The organism is Mannheimia granulomatis (assembly GCF_013377255.1).
GTDB classification, from domain to species: domain Bacteria; phylum Pseudomonadota; class Gammaproteobacteria; order Enterobacterales; family Pasteurellaceae; genus Mannheimia; species Mannheimia granulomatis.
This window is the reverse complement of the sequence record NZ_CP016614.1, coordinates 392,471-414,734: the sequence shown is the minus strand read 5'-3', so window position 1 is coordinate 414,734 and position 22,264 is coordinate 392,471. Positions and strand designations below refer to the sequence as shown.

At 41.3% G+C, this 22,264-nt stretch carries 20 protein-coding genes; 7 read left to right on the top strand and 13 right to left on the bottom strand.

All coding sequences use genetic code 11. The features are described from left to right. Nucleotides 1-38 precede the first annotated feature (38 nt). Genes A6B41_RS01900 through A6B41_RS01890 form a run of 3 tightly spaced genes read left to right on the top strand, consistent with a single transcriptional unit; the run spans nucleotide 39 to nucleotide 3,187 of the window. A complete protein-coding gene (locus A6B41_RS01900; protein WP_027073804.1) occupies nucleotides 39-971 on the top strand; it encodes an ABC transporter permease in 933 nt (310 codons plus the stop codon). 21 nt (nucleotides 972-992) lie between these two features. Further along, a complete protein-coding gene (locus A6B41_RS01895; RefSeq protein WP_176673418.1) occupies nucleotides 993-1,775 on the top strand; it encodes an ABC transporter permease in 783 nt (260 codons plus the stop codon). Beyond that, nucleotides 1,772-3,187 (top strand): ABC transporter ATP-binding protein, encoded by a 1,416-nt coding sequence (locus A6B41_RS01890; RefSeq protein WP_027073806.1) that lies wholly within the window; start codon nucleotides 1,772-1,774, stop codon nucleotides 3,185-3,187. The genes A6B41_RS01895 and A6B41_RS01890 overlap by 4 nt, the downstream gene beginning before the upstream one ends. Before the next feature lie 74 nt (nucleotides 3,188-3,261). Here A6B41_RS01890 and rlmB read toward each other — a convergent pair whose 3' ends face one another. The 6 genes from rlmB to ribF all read right to left on the bottom strand — a co-directional run bounded on the left by rlmB (nucleotide 3,262) and on the right by ribF (nucleotide 11,921). Beyond that, entirely contained in the window at nucleotides 3,262-4,005 is a 744-nt protein-coding gene (gene rlmB / locus A6B41_RS01885) for a 23S rRNA (guanosine(2251)-2'-O)-methyltransferase RlmB (RefSeq protein ID WP_027073807.1), read from the bottom strand. A gap of 64 nt (nucleotides 4,006-4,069) precedes the next feature. Continuing rightward, nucleotides 4,070-5,437 carry a CDP-diacylglycerol--serine O-phosphatidyltransferase gene (gene pssA / locus A6B41_RS01880; protein ID WP_027073808.1) on the bottom strand — a complete coding sequence of 456 codons (1,368 nt, stop codon included), beginning with the start codon at nucleotides 5,435-5,437 and terminating at the stop codon, nucleotides 4,070-4,072. 69 nt (nucleotides 5,438-5,506) lie between these two features. Beyond that, on the bottom strand, nucleotides 5,507-7,048 hold the full coding sequence (locus tag A6B41_RS01875) for a tannase/feruloyl esterase family alpha/beta hydrolase (RefSeq protein ID WP_237052484.1): 1,542 nt from the start codon (nucleotides 7,046-7,048) through the stop codon (nucleotides 5,507-5,509). Nucleotides 7,049-7,207: 159 nt separating this feature from the next. Beyond that, on the bottom strand, nucleotides 7,208-7,945 hold the full coding sequence (locus A6B41_RS01870) for a cyclase family protein (protein ID WP_263008789.1): 738 nt from the start codon (nucleotides 7,943-7,945) through the stop codon (nucleotides 7,208-7,210). Nucleotides 7,946-8,092: 147 nt separating this feature from the next. Beyond that, nucleotides 8,093-10,918 (bottom strand): isoleucine--tRNA ligase, encoded by a 2,826-nt coding sequence (ileS, locus tag A6B41_RS01865; RefSeq protein ID WP_027073811.1) that lies wholly within the window; start codon nucleotides 10,916-10,918, stop codon nucleotides 8,093-8,095. Nucleotides 10,919-10,964: 46 nt separating this feature from the next. Next, nucleotides 10,965-11,921 carry a bifunctional riboflavin kinase/FAD synthetase gene (gene ribF, locus A6B41_RS01860; RefSeq protein ID WP_027073812.1) on the bottom strand — a complete coding sequence of 319 codons (957 nt, stop codon included), beginning with the start codon at nucleotides 11,919-11,921 and terminating at the stop codon, nucleotides 10,965-10,967. Between the two features lie 271 nt (nucleotides 11,922-12,192). Here ribF and nadR point away from each other — a divergent pair, with 271 nt between their 5' ends. From nadR to A6B41_RS01840, 4 genes are all read left to right on the top strand, one after another. Then, nucleotides 12,193-13,467 carry a multifunctional transcriptional regulator/nicotinamide-nucleotide adenylyltransferase/ribosylnicotinamide kinase NadR gene (gene nadR / locus A6B41_RS01855; RefSeq protein WP_027073813.1) on the top strand — a complete coding sequence of 425 codons (1,275 nt, stop codon included), beginning with the start codon at nucleotides 12,193-12,195 and terminating at the stop codon, nucleotides 13,465-13,467. A 19-nt stretch (nucleotides 13,468-13,486) separates the two neighbouring features. Continuing rightward, nucleotides 13,487-14,191 (top strand): metallophosphoesterase family protein, encoded by a 705-nt coding sequence (locus tag A6B41_RS01850; protein WP_027073814.1) that lies wholly within the window; start codon nucleotides 13,487-13,489, stop codon nucleotides 14,189-14,191. 121 nt (nucleotides 14,192-14,312) lie between these two features. Continuing rightward, nucleotides 14,313-15,029: a two-component system response regulator ArcA gene (gene arcA, locus A6B41_RS01845; protein ID WP_027073815.1), complete on the top strand. Its 717-nt coding sequence runs from the start codon at nucleotides 14,313-14,315 to the stop codon at nucleotides 15,027-15,029. A gap of 17 nt (nucleotides 15,030-15,046) precedes the next feature. Next, complete coding sequence (locus tag A6B41_RS01840) at nucleotides 15,047-15,565, top strand: porin family protein (protein WP_027073816.1); 519 nt, start codon at nucleotides 15,047-15,049, stop codon at nucleotides 15,563-15,565. A gap of 85 nt (nucleotides 15,566-15,650) precedes the next feature. Here the strand turns inward: A6B41_RS01840 and serA are convergent, their stop codons facing one another. The 7 genes from serA to aqpZ form a co-directional block, all read right to left on the bottom strand. Then, a complete protein-coding gene (serA, locus tag A6B41_RS01835; protein ID WP_027073817.1) occupies nucleotides 15,651-16,880 on the bottom strand; it encodes a phosphoglycerate dehydrogenase in 1,230 nt (409 codons plus the stop codon). Between the two features lie 39 nt (nucleotides 16,881-16,919). Next, nucleotides 16,920-17,579 (bottom strand): ribose-5-phosphate isomerase RpiA, encoded by a 660-nt coding sequence (rpiA, locus tag A6B41_RS01830; protein ID WP_027073818.1) that lies wholly within the window; start codon nucleotides 17,577-17,579, stop codon nucleotides 16,920-16,922. A gap of 67 nt (nucleotides 17,580-17,646) precedes the next feature. Next, nucleotides 17,647-18,984, bottom strand: coding sequence for a phosphoglucosamine mutase (gene glmM, locus A6B41_RS01825; RefSeq protein ID WP_117471613.1), 1,338 nt, complete (start codon nucleotides 18,982-18,984; stop codon nucleotides 17,647-17,649). 24 nt (nucleotides 18,985-19,008) lie between these two features. Continuing rightward, on the bottom strand, nucleotides 19,009-20,538 hold the full coding sequence (gene ilvA / locus A6B41_RS01820) for a threonine ammonia-lyase, biosynthetic (RefSeq protein WP_027073820.1): 1,530 nt from the start codon (nucleotides 20,536-20,538) through the stop codon (nucleotides 19,009-19,011). A 131-nt stretch (nucleotides 20,539-20,669) separates the two neighbouring features. Next, nucleotides 20,670-21,257 (bottom strand): peptidylprolyl isomerase, encoded by a 588-nt coding sequence (gene slyD / locus A6B41_RS01815; RefSeq protein WP_027073821.1) that lies wholly within the window; start codon nucleotides 21,255-21,257, stop codon nucleotides 20,670-20,672. A gap of 104 nt (nucleotides 21,258-21,361) precedes the next feature. Continuing rightward, nucleotides 21,362-21,502: a hypothetical protein gene (locus A6B41_RS01810; protein WP_167325173.1), complete on the bottom strand. Its 141-nt coding sequence runs from the start codon at nucleotides 21,500-21,502 to the stop codon at nucleotides 21,362-21,364. Nucleotides 21,503-21,575: 73 nt separating this feature from the next. Continuing rightward, nucleotides 21,576-22,262, bottom strand: a complete 687-nt coding sequence (gene aqpZ, locus A6B41_RS01805) for an aquaporin Z (RefSeq protein ID WP_027073822.1) — start codon at nucleotides 22,260-22,262, stop codon at nucleotides 21,576-21,578. Between the last annotated feature and the right edge of the window lie 2 nt (nucleotides 22,263-22,264).

Here is a 22,264-nt window from a genome sequence, read left to right as displayed (position 1 = left end):
ATCTCACGCGTGCCTTATTCTATTTTAAGGATATCTGAATGCTTAACATTTTCCTCCGCCGTCTAACTCAAATACTACTGGTAATTTGGTCGGTGGGAACACTCACCTTTATTTTAACCAGACAGCTTTCGGGCGATATGGCATACCGTATTGCTGCCAGTCGCTATGGCTATGACCAAGCCGATAGTGCTGCTGCAGAAGCCGTGCGTGCCGAGCTCGCCCTTGACCAACCTTGGTGGCAAAGTTATTTTGATTGGTTATTAGATTTAGCGCAATTTAATTTAGGTAAATCTTTAGTGACTGGCGATTCTGTTTGGGCGGAAATTCAGCACCAATTCGGGCATACGTTAAGCCTTGCAATTGTCTCTCTCATTCTTGCACTCTTAATCGGCCCACCGCTTGGCTTATTAGCTGCTCGCAAACCAAACGGTTTTTTTGACCGCTTGACATTAGTGCTTAGCACCCTATTTCGTTCCGTACCGGTGTTTATTATCGCCATCGGCTTAATTACCCTATTTGCCGCCCAACTCAAATGGTTACCGGCTGGAGGCTATGGCAGCTGGCAACATTTTGTCTTGCCGGCACTCACCCTTGCGATTGGACTCAGTGCGGTTTCAGTGAGAGTCACACGCTCGGCAATGGTGCAAATTAAAGAGGCGGAATTTTACCAATTCGCCCAATTAAAAGGCCTAAGTCGTCACCAAGTCTTTATCCGCCACGGCTTGCCCAATATTGCCGTGCCGGTAATTGCCTATCACGCTGTACAGTTAGTTTATTTAATTGAAGGCGTTGTGGTAGTGGAAAGTTTATTCGCCTGGCCGGGTAGCGGACATGCTCTCGTTCACGCCATTATTGCCCGTGATGTGCCAATGATTCAAGGCACAACTTTAGTTATGGGGGGCTTATTTGTCGTGCTTAATATGATTGCAGATATGCTTAGTGCTTGGATTGACCCACGTATTAAGCAATAGGCTAAGAGGAAAATAACGATAATGAAAATTTCAACATACCAATTTCTAGGCGGAAGTCTGCTGGTAATTATTCTCGGCTTTGCCTTTTTACAACCCTATTTCTACCCAATGGATATGGGCTTTCAGGATTTAACCAACACCCTTTCCAATCCAAACGAATTCGCTTGGTTCGGTACCGATCACCTTGGGCGGGATATGTTAGCACGCCTTGCCTCAGCCATTCGTTTATCTTTCGGCTTATCGCTCTTCAGTGTTGCTTGTGCCTTAATTGCAGGCTTAATTACCGGCATTATGGCAGGCTTTTTTGGTGGCTGGTTTGACCGTATCTTAAGCTTTATCTGCGATTTAGTGATGGCTCTACCCGGCTTACTGCTGATTTTACTCTTTGCCGCACTTTCATCGGGATCATTTTGGACACTCTATTTAGGTATTTCGCTAGTGATGTGGGTAGAATTTTACCGTGTGATTCGCTCCATCAGCTCAACCATGGCAAGCAGCTCGGAAATTCAATCTTCCCGCTTAATGGGAATGGGTTGGATCTACAGCTTCAAGCGTCATTTATTGCCACGTTTATTACCGATGATTGCAACTTTATCGGCATTCTCACTAGGTAATGCGATTTTAGCTCTCGCTACCCTTGGCTTTGTAAACGTAGGGCTACGTCCGCCAACGGCAGAACTGGGGCTAATGATGACTGAATTGTTCCCTTATTATTACGAAGCACCTATGATTTTCTTACAACCTGTATTAACCGTATTCCTCATGGTACTAAGCTTACAATTATTATCAGGGAGAGTGAAATAATGCTGTTGGAAATTAAAAATGTCGGCGTGCAGACTCAAAATGGGCTCACGTTGGTGCAACCGATTTCCCTTTCCCTTGAGAAAGGCAAAAACATCACGATTTTAGGTGAAACCGGCTCAGGCAAAAGTCTGCTGATTCAAGCAATTATGGGAGCATTACCGTCCGGGTTGACTGCAAGCGGTCAAATTTCGATAGAAAATTGCAACATTGATTTTAATAACCAAACAGAAATTGAAAAACAATGGGGCAAAACCTTAGTCATGCTGCCTCAAGAGCCTCGCCGTTCGCTTAACCCGATTATGTCTATCGGCAAACAGCTATGGGAAAGTTTTCATCTGGTAGCCGGCAAAAACAAATCTCAGGCAAAAACTGAAAGCTCGGACTATTTAACTCAACTTGGCTTAGGCGAATGGATTGAAAACTACCCGCACCAACTCTCAGGCGGCATGGCACAACGAGCCTCATTTGCGATTGCCACCGCAGCAGGTGGACGAATTTTACTTGCCGATGAGCCAACTAAAGGGCTAGATCCTGTTAGTAAAGAAAAGGTGATAGAGCTGTTAAAATCAGCTTACGAAAATAGCGGCGGATTGCTCACCATTACCCATGATATTGAAGTTGCCGAACAACTAGGCGGACAAATTTTAGTGATGAAAAAAGGTGAGCTATTGGAACAAGGCGAGGCACAAACTTTGCTGAACAATCCACAGCACCCCTATACGAAAGCCTTAATTTCCGCTGATCCAAAACATTGGCAAGCCCAACAAAATTTGCAAAATTTGGAAGGAAAACAACCGCTTGTTTCAGTAAAAAATCTAACTGTAGCACGTGGCAAAAAAACGCTGTTTAGCCAACTTTCATTTCAACTGAACAAAGGTGAAATATTGGGAATTGTCGGTCATAGCGGTATCGGTAAAAGTTCTCTTGCTGATGTGCTGTGTGACTTACTCAAGCCGAAAGCAGGTGAAGTGGTCTGGCATAGCCAAAGCCATAAAAAACATCAGGTGTTGAAACTTTACCAAGATCCGCCGGAAGCCTTTGCACCGGATGTGAGCTTGCAGACCTTATTAGATGATGTAATTAACAAACACAAACTTGACCGCTTACCGATTCCAAGTTTGTTGGAACAGCTCTCGCTCAACCCTGAAATTTTAGAACGTACGGCTGAAAATGTATCCGGTGGCGAGCTACAACGAGTAGCAATTTTACGTGCCTTACTCCTTGAACCGGTGTTGTTATTTGCTGATGAAGTTACCTCTCGTCTAGATCCAATTACTCAGAAGGAAACCATCGAGCTTTTAATCAGCCAATGCCGAGCAAGAAATTGTAGCTTGATTTTAGTGAGCCACGATCCACATTTGATTGAGAAATCGTGCGATAAGGTGATTAATTTGGAAGCGTATTTAGGCTAACAAGCGGTTACTTTTCGATAATTTTTTGCAACACATAAAAAATGCGAAGATATTCATCCTCGCATTTTATGTTCTTATTGAGCCGCCAATTTCTGACGCACAATTTCAAATAAACAGACACCGGTTGCCACCGACACATTGAGTGAGGAAACAGATCCTGCCATTGGAATGCTGATAAGCTGGTCACAATGCTCACGGGTTAAACGTCGCATACCGTCGCCTTCCGCTCCCATCACTAATGCAATTGAGCCGGTTAATTTTGCCTCATAAATACCTGAAGTGGCTTCTCCAGCGGTACCGACAATCCAAACATTGTGGCGTTCTTGTAAATCACGCATGGTACGGGCAAGGTTGGTTACCCGAATGAGTGGCATTACTTCCGCCGCCCCGCAAGCCACTTTGCGAGCTATCGAAGTTAATTGTGCCGATTTATCTTTTGGCACAATCACGGCATCCACCCCTGCTGCATCAGCGGTACGCAAACAAGCTCCCAGATTATGAGGGTCTGTTACGCCATCTAAAATCAGTAATAATGGGTTTTGTTTTTGGCTTAAAATTGCCGCTAAATCGTGCTCGTTCAGCTCTTTTTGCGGCACAACACGAGCAATAATACCCTGATGGACTTCACCTTGCGATTTATTATCTAAGGTCTGACGGTTTACTTGCTGAACCGATACGCCTAAACGCTGTAATTCATTGAGCAGTGGTAATAATCGCTTATCTTCGCGCCCTTTTAGCACCAATACTTCAATTAACCGCTCCGGGGCATTGTCCAAAAAGGCTTTAACGGCGTGGATTCCGTAGATTTGTTCACTCATATTCTATCTTCTTTTCTTCTGTTAAATACTAGGGCGGATTAAAACCCGCCCCTACGTGGTGAAACTACAATAACATCTTCACAATTTTATCTAGTTTCACTCGCCCAAATTTTTTCAGTAACTTGCGAACATTTTCCGGATAATCCGCCAAAACTTCTAAATCACTATAATGGGTCAAAACAGTGGTATGCTGGCGAATTTGGCTCAACTCTGCTTGGGCTTTTTCGCTAAGTTCAGCTTTAGGGTCAGAAATTAAAATCGCATTTTCAGCATCTAACCGCCACGCACGAGGGTTTAAATTATTACCGGTAAGCAAAATATAGCTGTTATCTACCCAAACGCCTTTAAGGTGATAACTATTCTCGCCATCTTTCCATAAACGAATGGTCAGCTGTTTGTTTTGAATGTAAGCATCCAACCGTTTTGCAAAAGCACGCAGATTTTTTTCATACAAATAAGGCAATGCCGATGCCATGGTGAATTTTTCTTCCGGCTTGGTGTAGAAATCATTGGCGGTTTTATCGCCCACAATAATTTCAACCGATTTCCCATTTGTTAGTAACCACTCAATTCGGCTTCTTAATGAACGAGGGAAATTGAAATAAGGTGTACAGATTGTGAGCTTTTCTTCAGCTTGATAAAAAAGAGCCTCAATCACTTTATTCAGCTGATTATGACGGCGACCAAGCCCGACCAACGGTGAAACACTTAAGCCACCATTGTGACGAATACCATCAAATTCATAGCGTTCACCACTTAATTGCTTACGAAAAGCCTTAATTTGTGAACGAATTTCAACCGTTTTCGGACGAAGTTCAACGTCTAAACGCCTAACCGCTTCATGGCTTAAAATATGTTGGCGAATAAATGCTACCCAGCTATCTGCCAGTTCTTGGTTTTCAATGATGTGGTAACGGTCGTAGCGATAACGATCAAATTGCTGTAAATAGACATTATTGATGCTTGCTCCGCTATAAAGTATGGCATTATCAAAGACAAAACCTTTTAGATGAAGGACACCGAAGACTTCTCGGCCATTAATCGGCACTCCCCAAAACTCAATTTCTTGTTCAGGAGGAAGGGCATAGTGCTGCTTCATTTGCGCATACCAGTCTGCATTTGAGCTTGAACTTTCTTCCCCAATACGACCACGTTGTGCTCGGTGCCAATCCACTAATATTTTAATCTCTAAATTTGGATTTTTTTGCTTCGCCGCATAAAGAGCAGCTAATACATCTTGTCCTGCTTCATCTCTTTCAAAATAGAGTGCGGTTAAATAGATTCGTTTTTCGGCAGTTTGAATCCGCTGTAAAATTTGCTGTTTAAACGCTTCGCTGGAAGAGAGAAAGCTAATTTGCTCAGCCTGTTGAGGCAAGTATGACAAATTGTCTAACAGATGCTGGGCTTTGCGTTGTTTATTCAAAATTAACATTAATGATTCCCGATTTTTTAATTACTGCCGTCTATTTTACACGGAAATTGTCAATAAAGCGATTTTGGATTAACGGCATTCAAAGCTTTCCAAGCGATGAGGGTCTTCTCCACGGTAATAAGCCACCTTAGGATAAGCGCAAAGCGGAATCCGTTTGGCTTTATTCGGGTAAAGTTCACCCGCTTTTGCTTCTATGTGATCCGGGGATTCTCCTTTTTCCACCCAATTTTCAAGAGAGGTGAGCATATCAAAATCATTTACCGTTGCTCCTCTCCCACAATGGTTCATCGCAGGAACGAAGAACAGCCTTGCAAAATTTTGCGGATTTTTAACCGCTTGTTGTAAAGATTGATACCAATCTCTAAGATCAACTGCAGAAAAAATCGGGTCGGAAACGCCTTGATAAATCAACATTTTCCCACCATGCTGCTGAAAATCGGAAAAATCAAGGCTGTCAGTGTCGTGAATTTGCCCCACCGCTTTAACTTGCTCAGCGGCAATATCTAAGTCTACTCTCAGCGGATCCGCTTCTGGCTGGCGAGGCGTCAGGTAATAATGGGTTAAACTTTTCAACCCCATTTTAAAGCTGATACTATTCGGTGCTGCCGTTTTGCTGTCGCCCAACTTCCAATGCCGCCAGCCTTTACTGTTAATGCCGGAATCATAAGGCCAACGGCTATAAATCAATTCACCCCGGCTATTTTTTGCCCCATCAAATAGCGTTTTAAGTAGGTTAACTTTCTCTTTACCTATCTTATCAACAACCATTTCAGGCTGAAAATCACACTGTTCCCACGCATTAATCAAGCCATCCTCTAAGCCATCGAGCTTATCACAGTGTTGCAACACGCTTTTGGCTACAAGATCTAAATCCTGTTGGCTCAAGGCTTCGGCTAAGATTTTCTCGCCTTCGCTATTTTTGGGCGAAGCTGCCAGTAAAGCACGGTTATCCCAGACCTCTGCTAGTACCGAACGAGAAACCCGAAAGCCGGGGCTACCGGCAATTACGCCGTCAAACTCTTGCGGATAGCGGATGGCTGCCATCATTGCCTCTCGCCCACCATTTGAGCAACCCATAAAATAGTTATAGCGACTCGATTTTTGGTAGAAATGCGTAATCAGCTGCTTGGCAATGTCGGTTACTTTGCCGATCGAAGCATAGGCATAATTCAATCGGGCTAGCCAATCTTCGGTAAAACTTAAATCACGATTAGGATGGCCACTGTCGTTGCTCACCACGGCATAGCCTCGGCTCAAAGCGCTCAAGCCTGTTGCTCCGTGAGGATAAAGTTTTCCCTCAGCCGGAAAAATGACACCACCGATGCCGCCTGCACCTTGGAATAGAAATTTTTCATTCCATTTCTCAGGCAAACGTAGCTCAAACTGAATACCGTATGGCTTATCATTCTTCCCTACTCTTTTTTCAATTTCACCTTGAATTAAGCAATATGCAGGCAATTTTTCAGACTGCTCAACCCAGTCTGCCTTATAAATTTCGGTGTTATAAAGTGGAACGGATTTTAAGTTTTCACATTGTTGGGAATTCGCTTTCACAATGTGAGAAAAAAGGAAGAAGAGCGAGAACAGATAAAAAGGAAAAAAGCGTTTCATCATTATTCCAAATACAAGCGGTACTTATTTGGAGAATTTTTGCAAATTTTAGGAAAACTGTCTAACTATTGATAAAAAAGACAGTTTCCTAATATATTGCTAGATGACGAACTTTATCGGCAATCTTAATCAACTGTAAAATCTTATATAATCAATATACTATGCCGGAACAACCGCCAATACACGAGCATTGAAACCGGGGGCTTGTTCAATTTTCGGCACACCAATAAAAATTGCTCCGCCTACCGACGGTAATGAACTTAAATTATTGAGTACCTCTACTTGGAATTTATTTTGCGATAACCAGTAACGCTCACCCACTAAATCTTGGTTTTTCACAAAGTCTAACGCACTATCTGTATCAAGGGTTTCATGCCCAATTGCCGCTACATCTCTTTCATTATGCAAAAACTGTAGTGCTTCCAAACTCCAGCCAGGTGTGTGGGCCTGTCCGTTTTCGTCTTTGTTATAAAACGCTACAATATCTTTCCAACGGGCTGACCAACCACTTGCAAAAGCAACAAAGCTACCAGACGGAATTTTTCCAAATTCAGCTTCGAATTGCTGAATATCCTCAACTGTCAATCGATAATCAGGATTTGTTGCAACCTCTTTCTCTTTATGAATCACAATTAGTGGCAAGATAAATTCTGTAGCACCAATCTCATCTAAAGTACGTTTACCATCTGCGAAATGAACAGGTGCATCAATATGTGTACCGTATTGGCTAGCAACGGTATATTCTTTGGCTAGAAAGCCATCTTTTTCTACGGTAAATAAAGTTTTCTCCTCAATGGGTTTAAATGCCGGAAAATAAGGGATAGTTGTATTCACTCCGTGGCTTAAATCTACCCATTTTTGCGTATGTAAGAATTCAATCGCTTTTAAAATAGTCATGATCATCTCCTGATAACATTTTTTCTCTTACTCTACTCATTTTATTGAGGAATAAAAATAACCAAATATTATATTATTGCTCTTTTTAGCATATTGTGAGAAAGAAGAAACAAAAAATAAGGGCGGGTTTTTAACCCGCCCTTACGATTAGGCAAATAAACGTTTTTCGCCTTCTCCTGCAACATTTTCTACACAACGACCACAGATTTCTTCATGACCTGTGTGGGTACCAATATCGGTTGCATAATGCCAACAGCGAGGACATTTTTCGCCGTCTGCATGCTCTACTTTCACTGCTAATCCGGCTAATTCGCCCTCAGCTACCTCTGCTACCTCTGCTTCTGCAAGTGGCTTGATAATTGCCTGTGAAGTAATTAACACGAAACGTAACTCATCGCCAAGCTGCTCAAGTAACGGAAGTAGTGTGTCATTCGCATACACAGTTACTTTTGCTTCTAAGCCGGCACCGATGACTTTATCTTTACGTGCTTGCTCTAACACACGGTTTACTTCAGCGCGCACTTTTAAGATTTGTTGCCAGTAAGCATCATCTAATTTGTCAGATTCGGTTAAGCCGAATAAGCCCTCATAGAATTCTTCGGTAAACACAAATTCACTGCGACTTTCCACCTGAGGTAAATAGCCCCAAACTTCATCAGCGGTGAAAGATAAAATTGGTGCCATCCAACGTACTAAGGCTTCTGCAATATGCCATAATGCGGTTTGGCAGCTACGGCGGGCAAGGCTGTCCGCTTTAGTGGTATATTGACGGTCTTTAATGATGTCGAGGTAGAACGATCCCATTTCAATTGAGCAGAAACGCATTAAACGTTGCACTACCGTGTGGAATTGGTAGTTGTCGTAAGCGTCTTTGATCTCATTTTGTGCTTCTAATGCACAACTTACTGCCCAACGATCCAGCGCGATCATCTCATCGGGCTGAACAAGATCACGCTTCGGATCAAAACCGTTTAAGTTTGCCAATAAGAAACGGGCGGTATTACGGATACGGCGGTAAGACTCACCGGCGCTATTTAAAATATTGTGCGAGACCGCAATTTCACCGGTGTAGTCGGTAGAAGCTACCCATAAACGCAGAATATCTGCCCCGTTTTTGTTCCAAACTTCGCTTGGTAAAATCACGTTACCGAGCGATTTTGACATTTTTCGACCTTTTTCATCCACGGTGAAACCGTGAGTTAATACTTGCTTATAAGGTGCTTTACCGTTAGTTGCAGTTGACAGCATTAAAGATGACATAAACCAACCACGATGTTGGTCTGAGCCCTCTAAATACATATCCGCCGATTTACCGTTAAATTCAGGGCGTTGTTCTACCACAGAAGCATAAGTCGATCCTGAATCGAACCACACATCTAAGGTATCCGGCACTTTACGGTAATCTTTTGCTTCGTCACCTAATAACTCAGCAGGATCTAAATCCCACCATGCTTGAATGCCTGATTGCTCAACACGCTTAGCCACTTCTTCAATTAATTCTAATGTGCGTGGGTGCAACTCTTCGGTTTCATTGTGCACGAACATCGCCATTGGCACACCCCAAGTACGTTGGCGTGAAATACACCAGTCTGGGCGGTTTGCCACCATCGTATCAATTCGTGCTTCACCCCAAGATGGGATCCAACGTACAGATTTGATTTCGCCTAATGCTTGCTTGCGTAAACCTTGGGTTTCCATTCCGATAAACCATTGTGGAGTGGCACGGAAAATAATCGGGGTTTTGTGTCGCCAACAGTGCGGATAGCTGTGTTTGATGCGGGATAATTTCAGCAATGCTCCCACTTCTTGCAGTTTTTCCACTACTTTTTCGTTCGACTCAAACACGCCTAAGCCCGCAAAGAATGGAGTGTCGGATTTGAATTTACCATCATTGGAAATCAAGCCCGCCATCTCAATCTTATATTTACGTGCGACAACAAAGTCATCTGCACCGTGATCAGGAGCAGTATGAACTAAACCCGTACCGCCATCTGTCGTAACATGGTCGCCGAAGATAAATGGCACGCTATAATCATAGAATGGGTGATTAAAACGGATTAATTCTAAATTTTCACCTTTGGTTGTACCTAAAATTTCAAATGATTCAACGCCTGCGGCTTTTGCAACATCTTCAACTAAATCGACCGCTAGTACCACACGCTCGTCACCTAATTGCACTAACGCGTATTCAAGTTCCGGATTGATAGCAATCGCACGGTTAGATGGAATTGTCCAAGGTGTGGTTGTCCAAATTACCGCAGATAAGTTGCCTTGCCCTTTACCTTGTGCGTTGAATTTTGCTTCCACTTCCGCCACATCTACCGCATTAAAATGCACATAGATTGATGGCGAAACTTTATCTTCATATTCCACTTCTGCTTCTGCTAGCGATGAGCCACAATCTAAACACCAGTGAACCGGCTTAGAACCTTTGTATAAATGACCATTAGCAATCACTTTGCCTAAAGTGCGGATAATACTTGCTTCAGTATTGAAATTCATTGTAAGGTAAGGATTATCCCAATCCCCTAAAATCCCCATACGAATAAAATCGGCTTTCTGCCCTTCCACTTGCTCTTTGGCATAATCACGGCAGGCTTGACGGAATTCAGCTGCAGAAATTTTTTCATTCGGCTTGCCTACAATGCCTTCTACTTTCAACTCAATCGGTAAACCATGGCAGTCCCAACCCGGCACATAAGGAGTGTCGTAACCTAGTGAAGTCTTAGACTTCATAATAATATCTTTTAAGATTTTATTGACTGCGTGTCCTAAATGCAAATTACCATTCGCATACGGAGGACCATCGTGCAGAATAAAGGTTTTCTTGCCCTTAGAGCTTTCACGCACTTTTTGGTATAGTTTTTTGTCATACCAATTTTTTAACATATCAGGTTCACGTTTAGCTAAATCGCCACGCATCGGAAAGCCTGTTTCAGGCAGGTTAAGAGTGTTTTTGTAATCAACTGTCATTGTTATCTACCAATTTAATCAATATTTTTGTAAAAATTTCTAAAAATCAGACCGCTTGAAAATACTTTCTTACCATCATGACATCCTGCTCAATTTGTGCTTTTAATGCTTCAAAACTTTCAAACTTGGTTTCGTTACGGATTTTTTGCAGAAAGATAACCTCAATCGCTTCTCCATAAATGGAATCATTAAAATCAAAAATATGCACTTCCAGCAACGGCTTTGTACCGTTAATGGTTGGACGATTACCGACATTCGCAATGCCGTTAAATTTACCTTGAGGCGTTTCTACTTGTACAGCATATACGCCTTGAATCGGGGTAACCAAGCGATTTAACAAAATATTTGCTGTTGGAAAACCAATCGTTCTACCGAGTTTGTTACCGTGAGCGACCCGCCCGCAAATACTGTAAGGTTTACCGAGTGACTTTTCAGCAAGGCTAAGATCATCGTTTTTCAAAGCTTCACGAATAAGAGAGCTACTAATACGCTCCTCATTTAAGCTATGCGTGTGACTTTCTTCCACCGCAAAACGGTATTTCAGCCCGGCGTTGCGTAAAGTTTCAAAACTGCCGGCACGCTTAGCACCAAAGCGAAAATCATCGCCAACGCTTAGATAACGCACTTTTAGCTGTTTCGCTAATAAATCACTGATGAAATCCTCTGCAGAAATATGGGCAAACTTTTCGCCGAAACGTACACATAATACAAAATCTACTCCGGCTTCTTCTAAATATTTCAATTTATCACGTAGCCTCATCAGGCGGGCCGGAGGATTACAAGCGATCAAGTTTCCATTTTTTTTTGCAAAAAATTCTCGAGGTTGTGGCTCAAATAACATCACAACTGAAGGTAAATTCAGCTCTAATGCCTTATCACACAAACGACTTAAAATATTTTGATGACCGATATGCACGCCATCGAAATTTCCAATTGAGAGAACACAGCCCTTATTCAAAGCGCCATATTTTGCTAAATTGTGAAAACCTCGAATAAGTTGCATAAAAAAGAGACCGTTTTATAAGTGAAAATTGCTGTGATTATAGCGATAAATCAATAAAAAAGGAAAAATTTCCGTATATTTTTTACCTATAGCGAAAGAAAAATATAGGTTCTGCCTATTAACTAACCAAGTTGTTAAACGAGGAATCTGATAGGTTAAAAAAATGAAAAATATCGCATCAAAATTACTTCTATACGATAAAAATATATTCAAATGCTACATTTTGCTATATGATTGAGAATAAAAAATAAGGAAATATAAGGAAATAATTATGACGGACTTTGCTTATCTTCAACAAAAACGTAAACAGCTCAAACTGAAAGTAAACGAAATTTGCGAGCAAGCAGGCTTAACCCGCGCTTATTTTAACCAGTTAGTCAGCGGTAAAATCAAAAATCCCAGTGCCAGCAAGCTCAAGGCTTTACATAGAGTCTTAAACATTGCGGAAGATAACAATGAAAGAGCCGGGGTTATTTTCGGGAAATTCTACCCAATTCATACAGGTCATATTAATATGATTTATGAAGCATTTAGTAAAGTAGATGTGCTTCATGTAGTTGTCTGTACCGATTCTGAGCGTGACTTACGCCTGTTCGAACAAAGTAAAATGAAGCGGATGCCGACTAACGAAGATCGTTTACGTTGGGTACAGCAAATTTTTAAATATCAACAAAAACAAATATTTATTCATCATTTGGTAGAAGACGGTATTCCAAGTTATCCAAACGGTTGGGAAGGTTGGTCGACTAGGGTGAAAGAGTTATTTTCCGAACATAATATTAACCCAAGCATCGTTTTTAGCAGCGAAGTTCAAGACAAAGAACCTTACGAAAAATATTTGGGCTTAGAAGTTGAATTAGTGGATCCTGCCCGTGAATCTTTCAACGTTTCTGCGACTCAAATTCGTAATAATCCATTCCAATATTGGCGTTTTATTCCAAAAGAGGTTCGTCCGTTCTTTGTGAAAACGATCGCAATTTTAGGGGGTGAAAGTAGCGGTAAATCGGTGCTTGTCAGTAAGTTGGCAAATGTATTTAATACGACTTCTGCGTGGGAATATGGGCGTGAATTCGTGTTTGAACAGCTAGGGGGCAATGAACAAGCAATGCAATATTCAGATTATCCGCAGATGGTATTAGGTCATCAGCGTTATGTCGATTATGCTATGAAACACGCCCATAAAGTGGCTATTATTGATACTGATTACATTACAACCCAAGCATTTTGTATTCAATATGAAGGAAAAGCACATCCGTTCTTGGATTCAATGATTAGAGAGTATCCGTTTGATGTTACCATCCTGCTTTCAAACAATACAAAATGGGTGGCAGATGGTTTACGCAGTTTAGGCTCGAAAAAACAGCGTCAGCAATTTCAGCAATTATTGAAAAAATTATTGGAAAAATACCGAATTCCTTATATTGAAATTGAGTCTCCGAGCTATTTGGACAGATACAATCAAACTAAAGAAGTGGTTGAGGCGATTTTAAACGAGGAACCTATTCCACTACAATTTAAGCAATATAATTTAGACGAAACACAATAAAGCTCACGGAAAAAATAACATGATACTTTTTGCAGGTGATCCACACGGCAGCTATGACCATCTTTATCCCATTCTCAAAGCACAGACTGAGGAAGTGGCATTAGTCATCCTAGGTGATCTCCAATTAACTACTCCGGATGAACTGGATAAACTCTCGCAATATTGCGATATTTGGTTTATTCACGGTAACCATGATAGTAAAACGGTTGCCTCTTTCGATGCTATTTGGAATAGTGCCTGGAAAGAGCGAAATATCCACGGTAAGGTAGTTGATATTCAAGGGGTAAAAATTGCCGGTGTTGGCGGTGTTTTTCGAGGTCATATCTGGATGCCGCCAAACCGACCGATGTTTTTTGATCCTATTCACTTCTGCCAATATTCTCCACAAGAAAAAATTTGGCGGGGAGGCGTTCCGCTAAGGCACCGCTCTTCAATTTTTCCGTCGGATTTTGAAGCTCTCGAAGCTCAAAAAGCTGACATTTTAATTACGCATGAAGCGCCTAAACCACATCCACAAGGTTTTTCGGTAATTAACCAGTTAGCCAAAAAACTAGGGGTAACTAAAATATTCCATGGGCATCATCACGATAATTTTAATTACAGCCACTTAAAACACCATCAGGAATGCCAAATTTATAATATCGGCTTTCGTAGTCTTGCTGATATCGATGGTAATTATCTAATTTTGGGTGTGGATGACAGAGATAAATCGCTAAAAATTTGATTGAATTAAATAAATTAGCATTTTTATACTTTTTCATTAATCCATTTATCAGTAGAATGAAATCAACTTGTAACATAAACGTTATGAAAAGAATTGATAAATTAAATTCGAGGTTTAAAAAATGAAAACCCCACAAATCTTAATTGTTGAAGATGAATTGGTAACAAGAAATATGCTTAAAGGCATTTTCGAAGGTGAAGGGTATCAAGTATTTGAAGCATCTGATGGTGCCGAGATGCATACGGTTCTCAACAACCAAGAAATTAATCTGGTGATAATGGATATTAATCTACCGGGTAAAAACGGCTTAATTTTAGCTCGAGAAATCCGAGAGAATATGAAACTACCTCTTATGTTTTTAACCGGTAGAGATAATGAGATTGATAAAATTCTAGGATTAGAAATCGGTGCCGATGACTATATTACTAAACCTTTCAATCCTCGTGAGCTAACCATTCGTGCTAGAAATTTGCTGCAACGCACAATGGCAAATACGGAAAAAGCAGTTAAAGTACAAACGGAAATTGATAGTTATCATTTCAATGGCTGGACATTAGATATTAACAGTCATAGCTTAATCAGCCCCGAAGGTGAAGTAAATAAATTGCCTCGTAGTGAGTTTAGAGCCTTGTTACACTTCTGCGAAAATCCGGGGAAAATCCAAACACGAGAAGATTTATTGAAAAAAATGGCTGGGCGAGAGCTAAAACCACACGACAGAACGGTTGATGTTACTATTCGTCGTATTCGTAAACACTTTGAAGATCATCCAAGTACCCCAGAAATTATTGTTACAATTCATGGCGAAGGTTATCGCTTCTGTGGCAATATTGAATAATCATATAGGAGTCATTTATGAAAAAACTAACTATAGTTGCATTAGCTTGCCTATTTTCTACTCATGCCTTTGCAGCACCTGTAGGTCAAACTTTTACTGGTGTTGGAGTAGGGGTAGATGTTACCACGACTAAATACGATGTTAACGGTGTTAAAAGCAAGCAATCAACGGGACCAACTCTTGTGGTTGATTACGGTATTGATCAAGGTAATAATTTTATCGGTATCGTACAAGGTAAAGCAAAATTAGGTAGCACTAAAGTCTTTAATGATGCAAAACAAAAGCATAAATATACGATTGCCTATCAACAAGGTTATCGCGTAGGTTCAGACTTACTTCCTTACGTGAAAGTGGACGCAAGCTCAAGCAAAGTAGGGAATGATACTTTCCGTGGTTTCGGTATTGGTGCCGGTGCAAAATACGCTATATCAAGCGATGTAGAAATCGGTGCGGAATACACACGTGAAAATTTAAAACGTGGTGGAACAAAACTAAAAGGAAATTTATTCTCAGCGAATGCGACTTATCGTTTCTAAATCGATCTTAATCAGCGGTAAAATTTTTGAAAAAAATGACCGCTTGTAATAAAAAGAGCCTGTCTTCAGGCTCTTTTCATATCAATTAATATAATACTCTGGCACGAATGGTTCCTTCAATCGCTTTCAAACGTTGTAATGCGTTATCTACATCATCACACTCAACATCAATCACCACATAACCAATAGTTGGATCTGTTTGTAAATATTGTGCTGCAATGTTCACATTCGATTCCACAAACACTTGGTTAATTTGATTTAAGATACCCGGGCGATTCTCATGAATGTGTAATAAACGCTTAGTTTGGTTATGAATCGGCAAAGAAACTTCAGGAAAGTTTACTGCCGATAAGGTTGAGCCATTATCCGAATATTTCACAAATTTATTTGCCACTTCCGTACCGATATTAGCTTGTGCTTCAGATGTCGAACCACCAATGTGTGGTGTTAAAATCACATTGTCAAATTTACACAATGGCGAGATAAATGGATCGTTAATGGATGCAGGTTCCTCCGGAAATACATCAATTGCCGCACCACGCAAAGAACCCTCTTCAAGACGAGCCGCTAAAGCATCTAAATCCACTACTGTACCACGTGCCGCATTAATTAGCACAGAGCCATTCTTAAGCTGGGCAATACGCTGTGCACTCATTAAGTTTTTAGTCGATTCAATTTCCGGCACATGTAATGAAATCATATCGCAAGTAGAAAGCAAATGCTCTAATGTTGGGACTTGCTGTGCATTGCCAAGTGGTAATTTATTTTCTACATCATAGAAATAGACGTTCATCCCAATAGCTTCAGCAAGAATACTTAACTGCGAGCCGATATGTCCATAGCCCACAATACCTAATTTCTTACCACGCACTTCATTTGAGCCGGCTGCCGATTTATTCCAAACACCGCGATGCACCTCAGCATTGGCAGTTGGCACTTGACGCATAAGCAAAATCATTTCAGCTAATACTAATTCTGCCACAGAACGGGTGTTTGAGAATGGGGCATTAAATACCGGAATACCACGTCTCTTCGCTGCATCTAAATCAACCTGGTTGGTACCGATACAAAAACAGCCTACTGCAATTAACTTTTGAGCATGAGCGAGCACTTCTTCAGTTAAAAATGTACGTGATCGGATCCCGATAAAATGAGCATCTTTAATCGCATCAAGCAACTCTTGACCGTCTAATGCCTTCTTGTGTACTTCAATATTGGTATAGCCTGCAGCTAAAAGCACATCTATTGCATTTTGATGTACTCCTTCAAGCAGGAGGAATTTAATCTTTGATTTATCCAAAGAAATTTTTGTCATGCTTTGCTCCTAGTTATATTTTGTGTTTGCGATATAAAATTATTCTAAAATAACAGCACCTTCAGGTGTACCAACAATAGTTACGTTAGCAAAACGTTGTGCAAAAATACCATTAGTTACCACACCTGCAATATTATTAATTGTATGTTCCATCTTTAGTGGCTCTAAGATTTGGAAATTATGCACATCTAAAATCACATTACCATTGTCTGTTACCACACCTTCACGGTATTCCGGCGAACCACCTAACGCAACTAACTGACGGGCAACATAAGAACGTGCCATCGGAATCACTTCAACCGGCAACGGGAAAGTTGAACCCAACACACCTACTTGCTTTGAACTATCTACAATACAGATAAATTTCTTAGCCAGAGAACTGACGATTTTTTCGCGGGTTAATGCTGCACCACCACCTTTAATCATCGCACCTTGAGGCGTAATCTCATCTGCACCATCAATATAAACATCTAGCTCACTGACTTCATTAGCACTAAATACTTCAATTCCGATTTCACGCAGACGATCTTCCGATGCCTTTGATGCAGCGACTGCCCCTTTGATATCATCTTTCATTGAAGCCAAAGCATCAATAAAGCAATTTACTGTTGAGCCGCTACCCACCCCGACAATTGTATCCGGCTTAACAAATTTTAACGCAGCTTGAGCCGCAATTTTTTTCATCTTTTGTTGGTTCATTATTTATTCCTTTTAAGCAACAAGCGGTCATATTTTGCAATTTTTTTACAAAATATGACCGCTTGGATTAATTACGTTTTACTGCTTCAACAATCTCTTCCGCACAGCTTTGAGCCAGTTGCCCATCTTCACACTCAACCATCACACGAATTAATGGTTCGGTGCCTGACTTACGCAACAGGATACGCCCTTTTCCTGCTAAGCGTTTTTCTACTTCTGCCGCTACCGCTTTTACTTCATCGCTTTCAAGCGGATTAGCAGAGCCTTTCTCAAAACGAACATTAAGCAATACCTGTGGGAATAACGGCACAGCTTTAGCCAAATCATTGAGACTTAATTTATGGCTTGCCATTGCGGCCAATACTTGTAGTGAAGCGATAATGCCATCACCTGTGGTGTTTTTATCTAACACAATAATATGACCCGAATTTTCACCGCCCAATTTCCAGCCTTTCTCTTTTAGCTGTTCTAACACATAGCGGTCCCCTACGTTCGCACGAGAAAACGGAATCGCTAACTCTTTTAACGCCAATTCCAAACTCATATTACTCATTAAGGTACCAACTACCCCGCCCTGTAATTTACCTGAACGCAGAGCTTCACGAGCCAAAATAAACAGGATTTGGTCACCATCCACCTTGTTACCGAGATGATCGACCATAATCAAACGGTCGCCATCACCATCGTAGGCCAAACCAACATCTGCACCTGATTCAATAACCACTTTTTGTAATGCTTTAATATCAGTCGCACCACATTTTTCGTTGATATTTAAACCATCCGGTTTAGTACCGATTTCAAGCACCTCTGCGCCTAATTCACGCATTACATTTGGCGCGATATGGTAAGTTGCACCATTGGCACTATCTACCACAATTTTATAACCCTCAAGGCTTAATTCTGAAGGGAAAGTCCCTTTACAAAATTCAATATAACGCCCTGCTGCATCATTAATACGACTTGCTCGACCTAAGTTGGCGGAATCTACGCAGTCCATTGGAGCATCTAGCATCGCTTCGATGGCTTCTTCAATTTCGTCCGGCAACTTTTCGCCCACAGAGGAGAAAAATTTAATGCCATTATCATAATAAGGGTTATGTGAAGCCGAAATCACAATACCCGCTTCTGCACGGAATGTACGGGTTAAATACGCAATAGCCGGGGTTGGCATCGGACCAACGAAGACAGCCGATAAACCGGCTGCCGTTAAACCTGCTTCAAGAGCAGATTCCAACATATAACCGGAAATACGGGTATCTTTACCAATCAGCACTTTTTTAGTGCCTTGAGTGGCAAGTACCTTACCGGCTGCCCAACCTAATTTTAATGCAAATTCAGGCGTAATCGGGAATTTTCCCACTTCACCACGCACACCGTCTGTGCCGAAATATTTACGAGCCATTATGATTCCTAGTTTTATAACAAAAGTTTATTTTAAAAAATATTGATAAGCCGGGCTTTCACTGACGTTTTGGAAACGATAACCAAGCTGTTCTAAATGTTTGTTTAATTCTACTTCATCGCCATGATTTAATGCAAATGCTGCCAAAATATCTCCATAATCGGAGCCGTGTGCACGATAATGGAACAAAGAAATATCCCAATCGGTTAGGGTTTGTAAGAATTTCAGTAACGCTCCTTTCTGTTCAGGGAATTCAAAACTATAAAGCTGTTCGTTCTCGATAGAAGTTGTACGTCCACCCACCATATAGCGAATATGGGTTTTAGCGATATCATCATCGGATAAATCCGCCACATCATAACCATTCTGTTGAAGATCTTTAATGATATCCAATTTTTCTGCCGAACCACTAATACGCACACCGACAAAAACACACGCCTTGTTATCATCTGAATGGCGATAATTAAATTCAGTTACCGCACGGTCACCTAAAATTTGGCAGAATTTCAAGAAGCTGCCTTTTTGCTCCGGAATAGTAACCGCCAAAATCGCCTCACGCTTTTCACCAATTTCACAGCGTTCGGAAACAAAACGTAAGGTATGGAAATTTAAGTTCGCCCCGGAAAGAATACAGGCTAAGTTTTTACCTTCTAATTGATGTAATTTCACATATTTTTTCAAACCGGCAAGGGAAGCGGCTCCTGATGGTTCAGAAATCGCACGTACATTCTCAAAAATCAGTTTCATTGAGGCACAAATTTCATCATTATCCACCAAAACTACATCATCCACATATTGCTGACATAAACGGAAAGTTTCCTCACCAATACGTTTTACCGCAATACCGTCGGCAAATAGCCCCACTCGCTCTAAGTCAGTCGGCTGGCCTTGCTTTAAAGCATGATAAAGGCAAGCAGAATCTTTAGACTCCACACCAATCACTTTAATATTGGGCAAAACTTGCTTAATCAGCACCGCCACACCGGCAATTAAGCCACCGCCACCAACAGGAATAAAGACATAGTCTAAATCAGATTTTTGCTGAACCAGCTCCAAACCGATCGTGCCTTGCCCGGCAATGACGGCAGGACTATCAAACGGATGAATAAAAGTCATCCCCAATTCACCGGAAAGTGAAATAGCTTTAGCTTTCGCCTCATCAAAATTAGCGCCGTATAGCAGCACTTCCCCCCCAAAACCACGCACGGCATCTACTTTAATTGCAGGCGTGTTCTGCGGCATCACAATTAATGCTTTCAAACCTAAATGCTTTGCCGAAAGTGCAACGCCTTGTGCATGGTTACCGGCTGAAGCAGCAATAACACCGGCTTCTTTTTGCTCTTTGGTTAAATTGGAGATCATCGCAAAAGCGCCACGTAATTTAAAACTATGCACCGGTTGGCGATCTTCACGTTTAATAAAAATCTGATTACTTAAACGTTCAGATAATTTTTCCATTTTTTGCAAAGGGGTAACTTGTGCTAAATCATAAATATTGGCACTTAAAATCGCACGTAGATAGTCGATAGCAGATTGGTTTTGTTTGGTTTCACTCATATTTTGAAAGGTTGTTATCATATTTAGATTTTTATAAAGATATTGGTAAATTTTTAGCAAAATTTAACCGCTTACCACTATCCTCATAGGCTGAAAGTAGCTATCCCTCCATAAAGGAGGGATAAACTAAATTAGTGATGACCACCACAACCACAGCCACCGTGATTATGATGATGGTGATCATGGTCGTGTCCGCCACAGCAACCTTCGTGGTCGTGCTCATGCCCATGACCGCCGCAACCACAGCCACCGTGTCCACCGTGAACATGGCCGTGAGCAATCTCTTCTTCTGTCGCTTCACGCACGCCAACCACTTCTACCGAGAATAATAACTCTTGACCGGCTAGCATATGGTTACCGTCAACAACCACTTCGTCACCATCAACTTCAGTGATCACAACCGGTAGCGGGCCTAAATCGGTATCTGCGATAAAACGCATACCTACTTCTAATTCATCCACGCCCATAAAGACTTCTTTCGGCACACGTTGAACCATATTGTCGTTGTATTCACCATAACCTTCTTCCGGTTTTACACGCACCTCAAACACATCGCCAACCGCTTTGCCTTCTAAAGCTTTTTCTAAACCTTCCACTAAATTGTTATGACCGTGCAAGTATTCTAACGGCTGATTTACCGGTGCTTCATCAACTAATACACCTTCTTGCGTACGAACTTGATAAGCAATACTTGGCACTAAATCTTTGGTAATTTTCATATTGAATCCTTTTAATTCATCTGTTTTATAAAATAGCAAACCATTGTAACGCTTTATTTTATATTTGCAATCTATCCGCGAATTTTAACCGCTTGTAACATGCATTAGTCAATGATATCAGGTGTTACTGCATCCACTACATCTACGGCTGTCCCCACAACACCGCCAACAACAGAAGTAACTAGGCAACCACTCAGTAAAATTGTTGCCGAAATTACACCACATAATTTGATTAATTTTTTCATTTTCTCACCCTTTTCAAAACAAAAAAACAGCCCTAATCAAGAATTAGGGCTGCATAAAACTCGCTACGTAAAATTATTTTTCTTCAGCAATAAAACGATATGCTAGCGCACCAATAATTGCCCCAACAATTGGTGCAACCCAGAACAACCATAATTGTTCAACAGCCCAGCTACCTTGGAATAACGCCACACCGGTTGAACGCGCAGGGTTTACAGAGGTATTAGTTACCGGAATGCTGATTAAGTGGATTAAGGTTAACGCCAAACCGATGGCAATCGGGGCAAAGCCTACCGGTGCACGTTTATCGGTTGCTCCCATAATAATGATTAAGAAAAACGCGGTTAAGACGATTTCAATTAACAATGCTGCTGTTAAGCTATAACCGTGAGGAGAATGTTCCCCATAACCATTGCTTGCAAAACCCGCGGTTACATCAAAAGTCGGAATGCCTGAAGCAATAGCATATAATACGGCAGCGGCTGCAATCGCACCAATTACTTGTGCTGCAATATAAGGCAGTAAATCTTTCGCATTAAAACGACCACCAACCAATAAGCCGATAGATACAGCAGGGTTAAAGTGACCACCGGAAATATGACCAACTGCATACGCCATAGTTAATACGGTTAAACCGAAGGCTAATGATACACCTGCATAACCAATACCTAACTCAGGAATACCGGCTGCAAGTACTGCACTACCACAACCGCCAAATACTAACCAAAATGTACCGAAAAACTCAGCAAAATACTTTTTCATTT

Bases quoted from the DNA above. Each gene is read 5' to 3' on its own strand.
- A6B41_RS01900 (WP_027073804.1), top strand. From the start codon at position 39: ATGCTTAACATTTTCCTCCGCCGTCTAACTCAAATACTACTGGTAATT.
- A6B41_RS01895 (WP_176673418.1), top strand. From the start codon at position 993: ATGAAAATTTCAACATACCAATTTCTAGGCGGAAGTCTGCTGGTAATT.
- rlmB (WP_027073807.1), bottom strand. From the start codon at position 4,005: ATGAGTGAACAAATCTACGGAATCCACGCCGTTAAAGCCTTTTTGGAC.
- pssA (WP_027073808.1), bottom strand. From the start codon at position 5,437: ATGTTAATTTTGAATAAACAACGCAAAGCCCAGCATCTGTTAGACAAT.
- A6B41_RS01875 (WP_237052484.1), bottom strand. From the start codon at position 7,048: ATGAAACGCTTTTTTCCTTTTTATCTGTTCTCGCTCTTCTTCCTTTTT.
- A6B41_RS01870 (WP_263008789.1), bottom strand. From the start codon at position 7,945: ATGACTATTTTAAAAGCGATTGAATTCTTACATACGCAAAAATGGGTA.
- ileS (WP_027073811.1), bottom strand. From the start codon at position 10,918: ATGACAGTTGATTACAAAAACACTCTTAACCTGCCTGAAACAGGCTTT.
- ribF (WP_027073812.1), bottom strand. From the start codon at position 11,921: ATGCAACTTATTCGAGGTTTTCACAATTTAGCAAAATATGGCGCTTTG.
- nadR (WP_027073813.1), top strand. From the start codon at position 12,193: ATGACGGACTTTGCTTATCTTCAACAAAAACGTAAACAGCTCAAACTG.
- A6B41_RS01850 (WP_027073814.1), top strand. From the start codon at position 13,487: ATGATACTTTTTGCAGGTGATCCACACGGCAGCTATGACCATCTTTAT.
- arcA (WP_027073815.1), top strand. From the start codon at position 14,313: ATGAAAACCCCACAAATCTTAATTGTTGAAGATGAATTGGTAACAAGA.
- A6B41_RS01840 (WP_027073816.1), top strand. From the start codon at position 15,047: ATGAAAAAACTAACTATAGTTGCATTAGCTTGCCTATTTTCTACTCAT.
- serA (WP_027073817.1), bottom strand. From the start codon at position 16,880: ATGACAAAAATTTCTTTGGATAAATCAAAGATTAAATTCCTCCTGCTT.
- rpiA (WP_027073818.1), bottom strand. From the start codon at position 17,579: ATGAACCAACAAAAGATGAAAAAAATTGCGGCTCAAGCTGCGTTAAAA.
- ilvA (WP_027073820.1), bottom strand. From the start codon at position 20,538: ATGAGTGAAACCAAACAAAACCAATCTGCTATCGACTATCTACGTGCG.
- slyD (WP_027073821.1), bottom strand. From the start codon at position 21,257: ATGAAAATTACCAAAGATTTAGTGCCAAGTATTGCTTATCAAGTTCGT.
- A6B41_RS01810 (WP_167325173.1), bottom strand. From the start codon at position 21,502: ATGAAAAAATTAATCAAATTATGTGGTGTAATTTCGGCAACAATTTTA.
- aqpZ (WP_027073822.1), bottom strand. From the start codon at position 22,262: ATGAAAAAGTATTTTGCTGAGTTTTTCGGTACATTTTGGTTAGTATTT.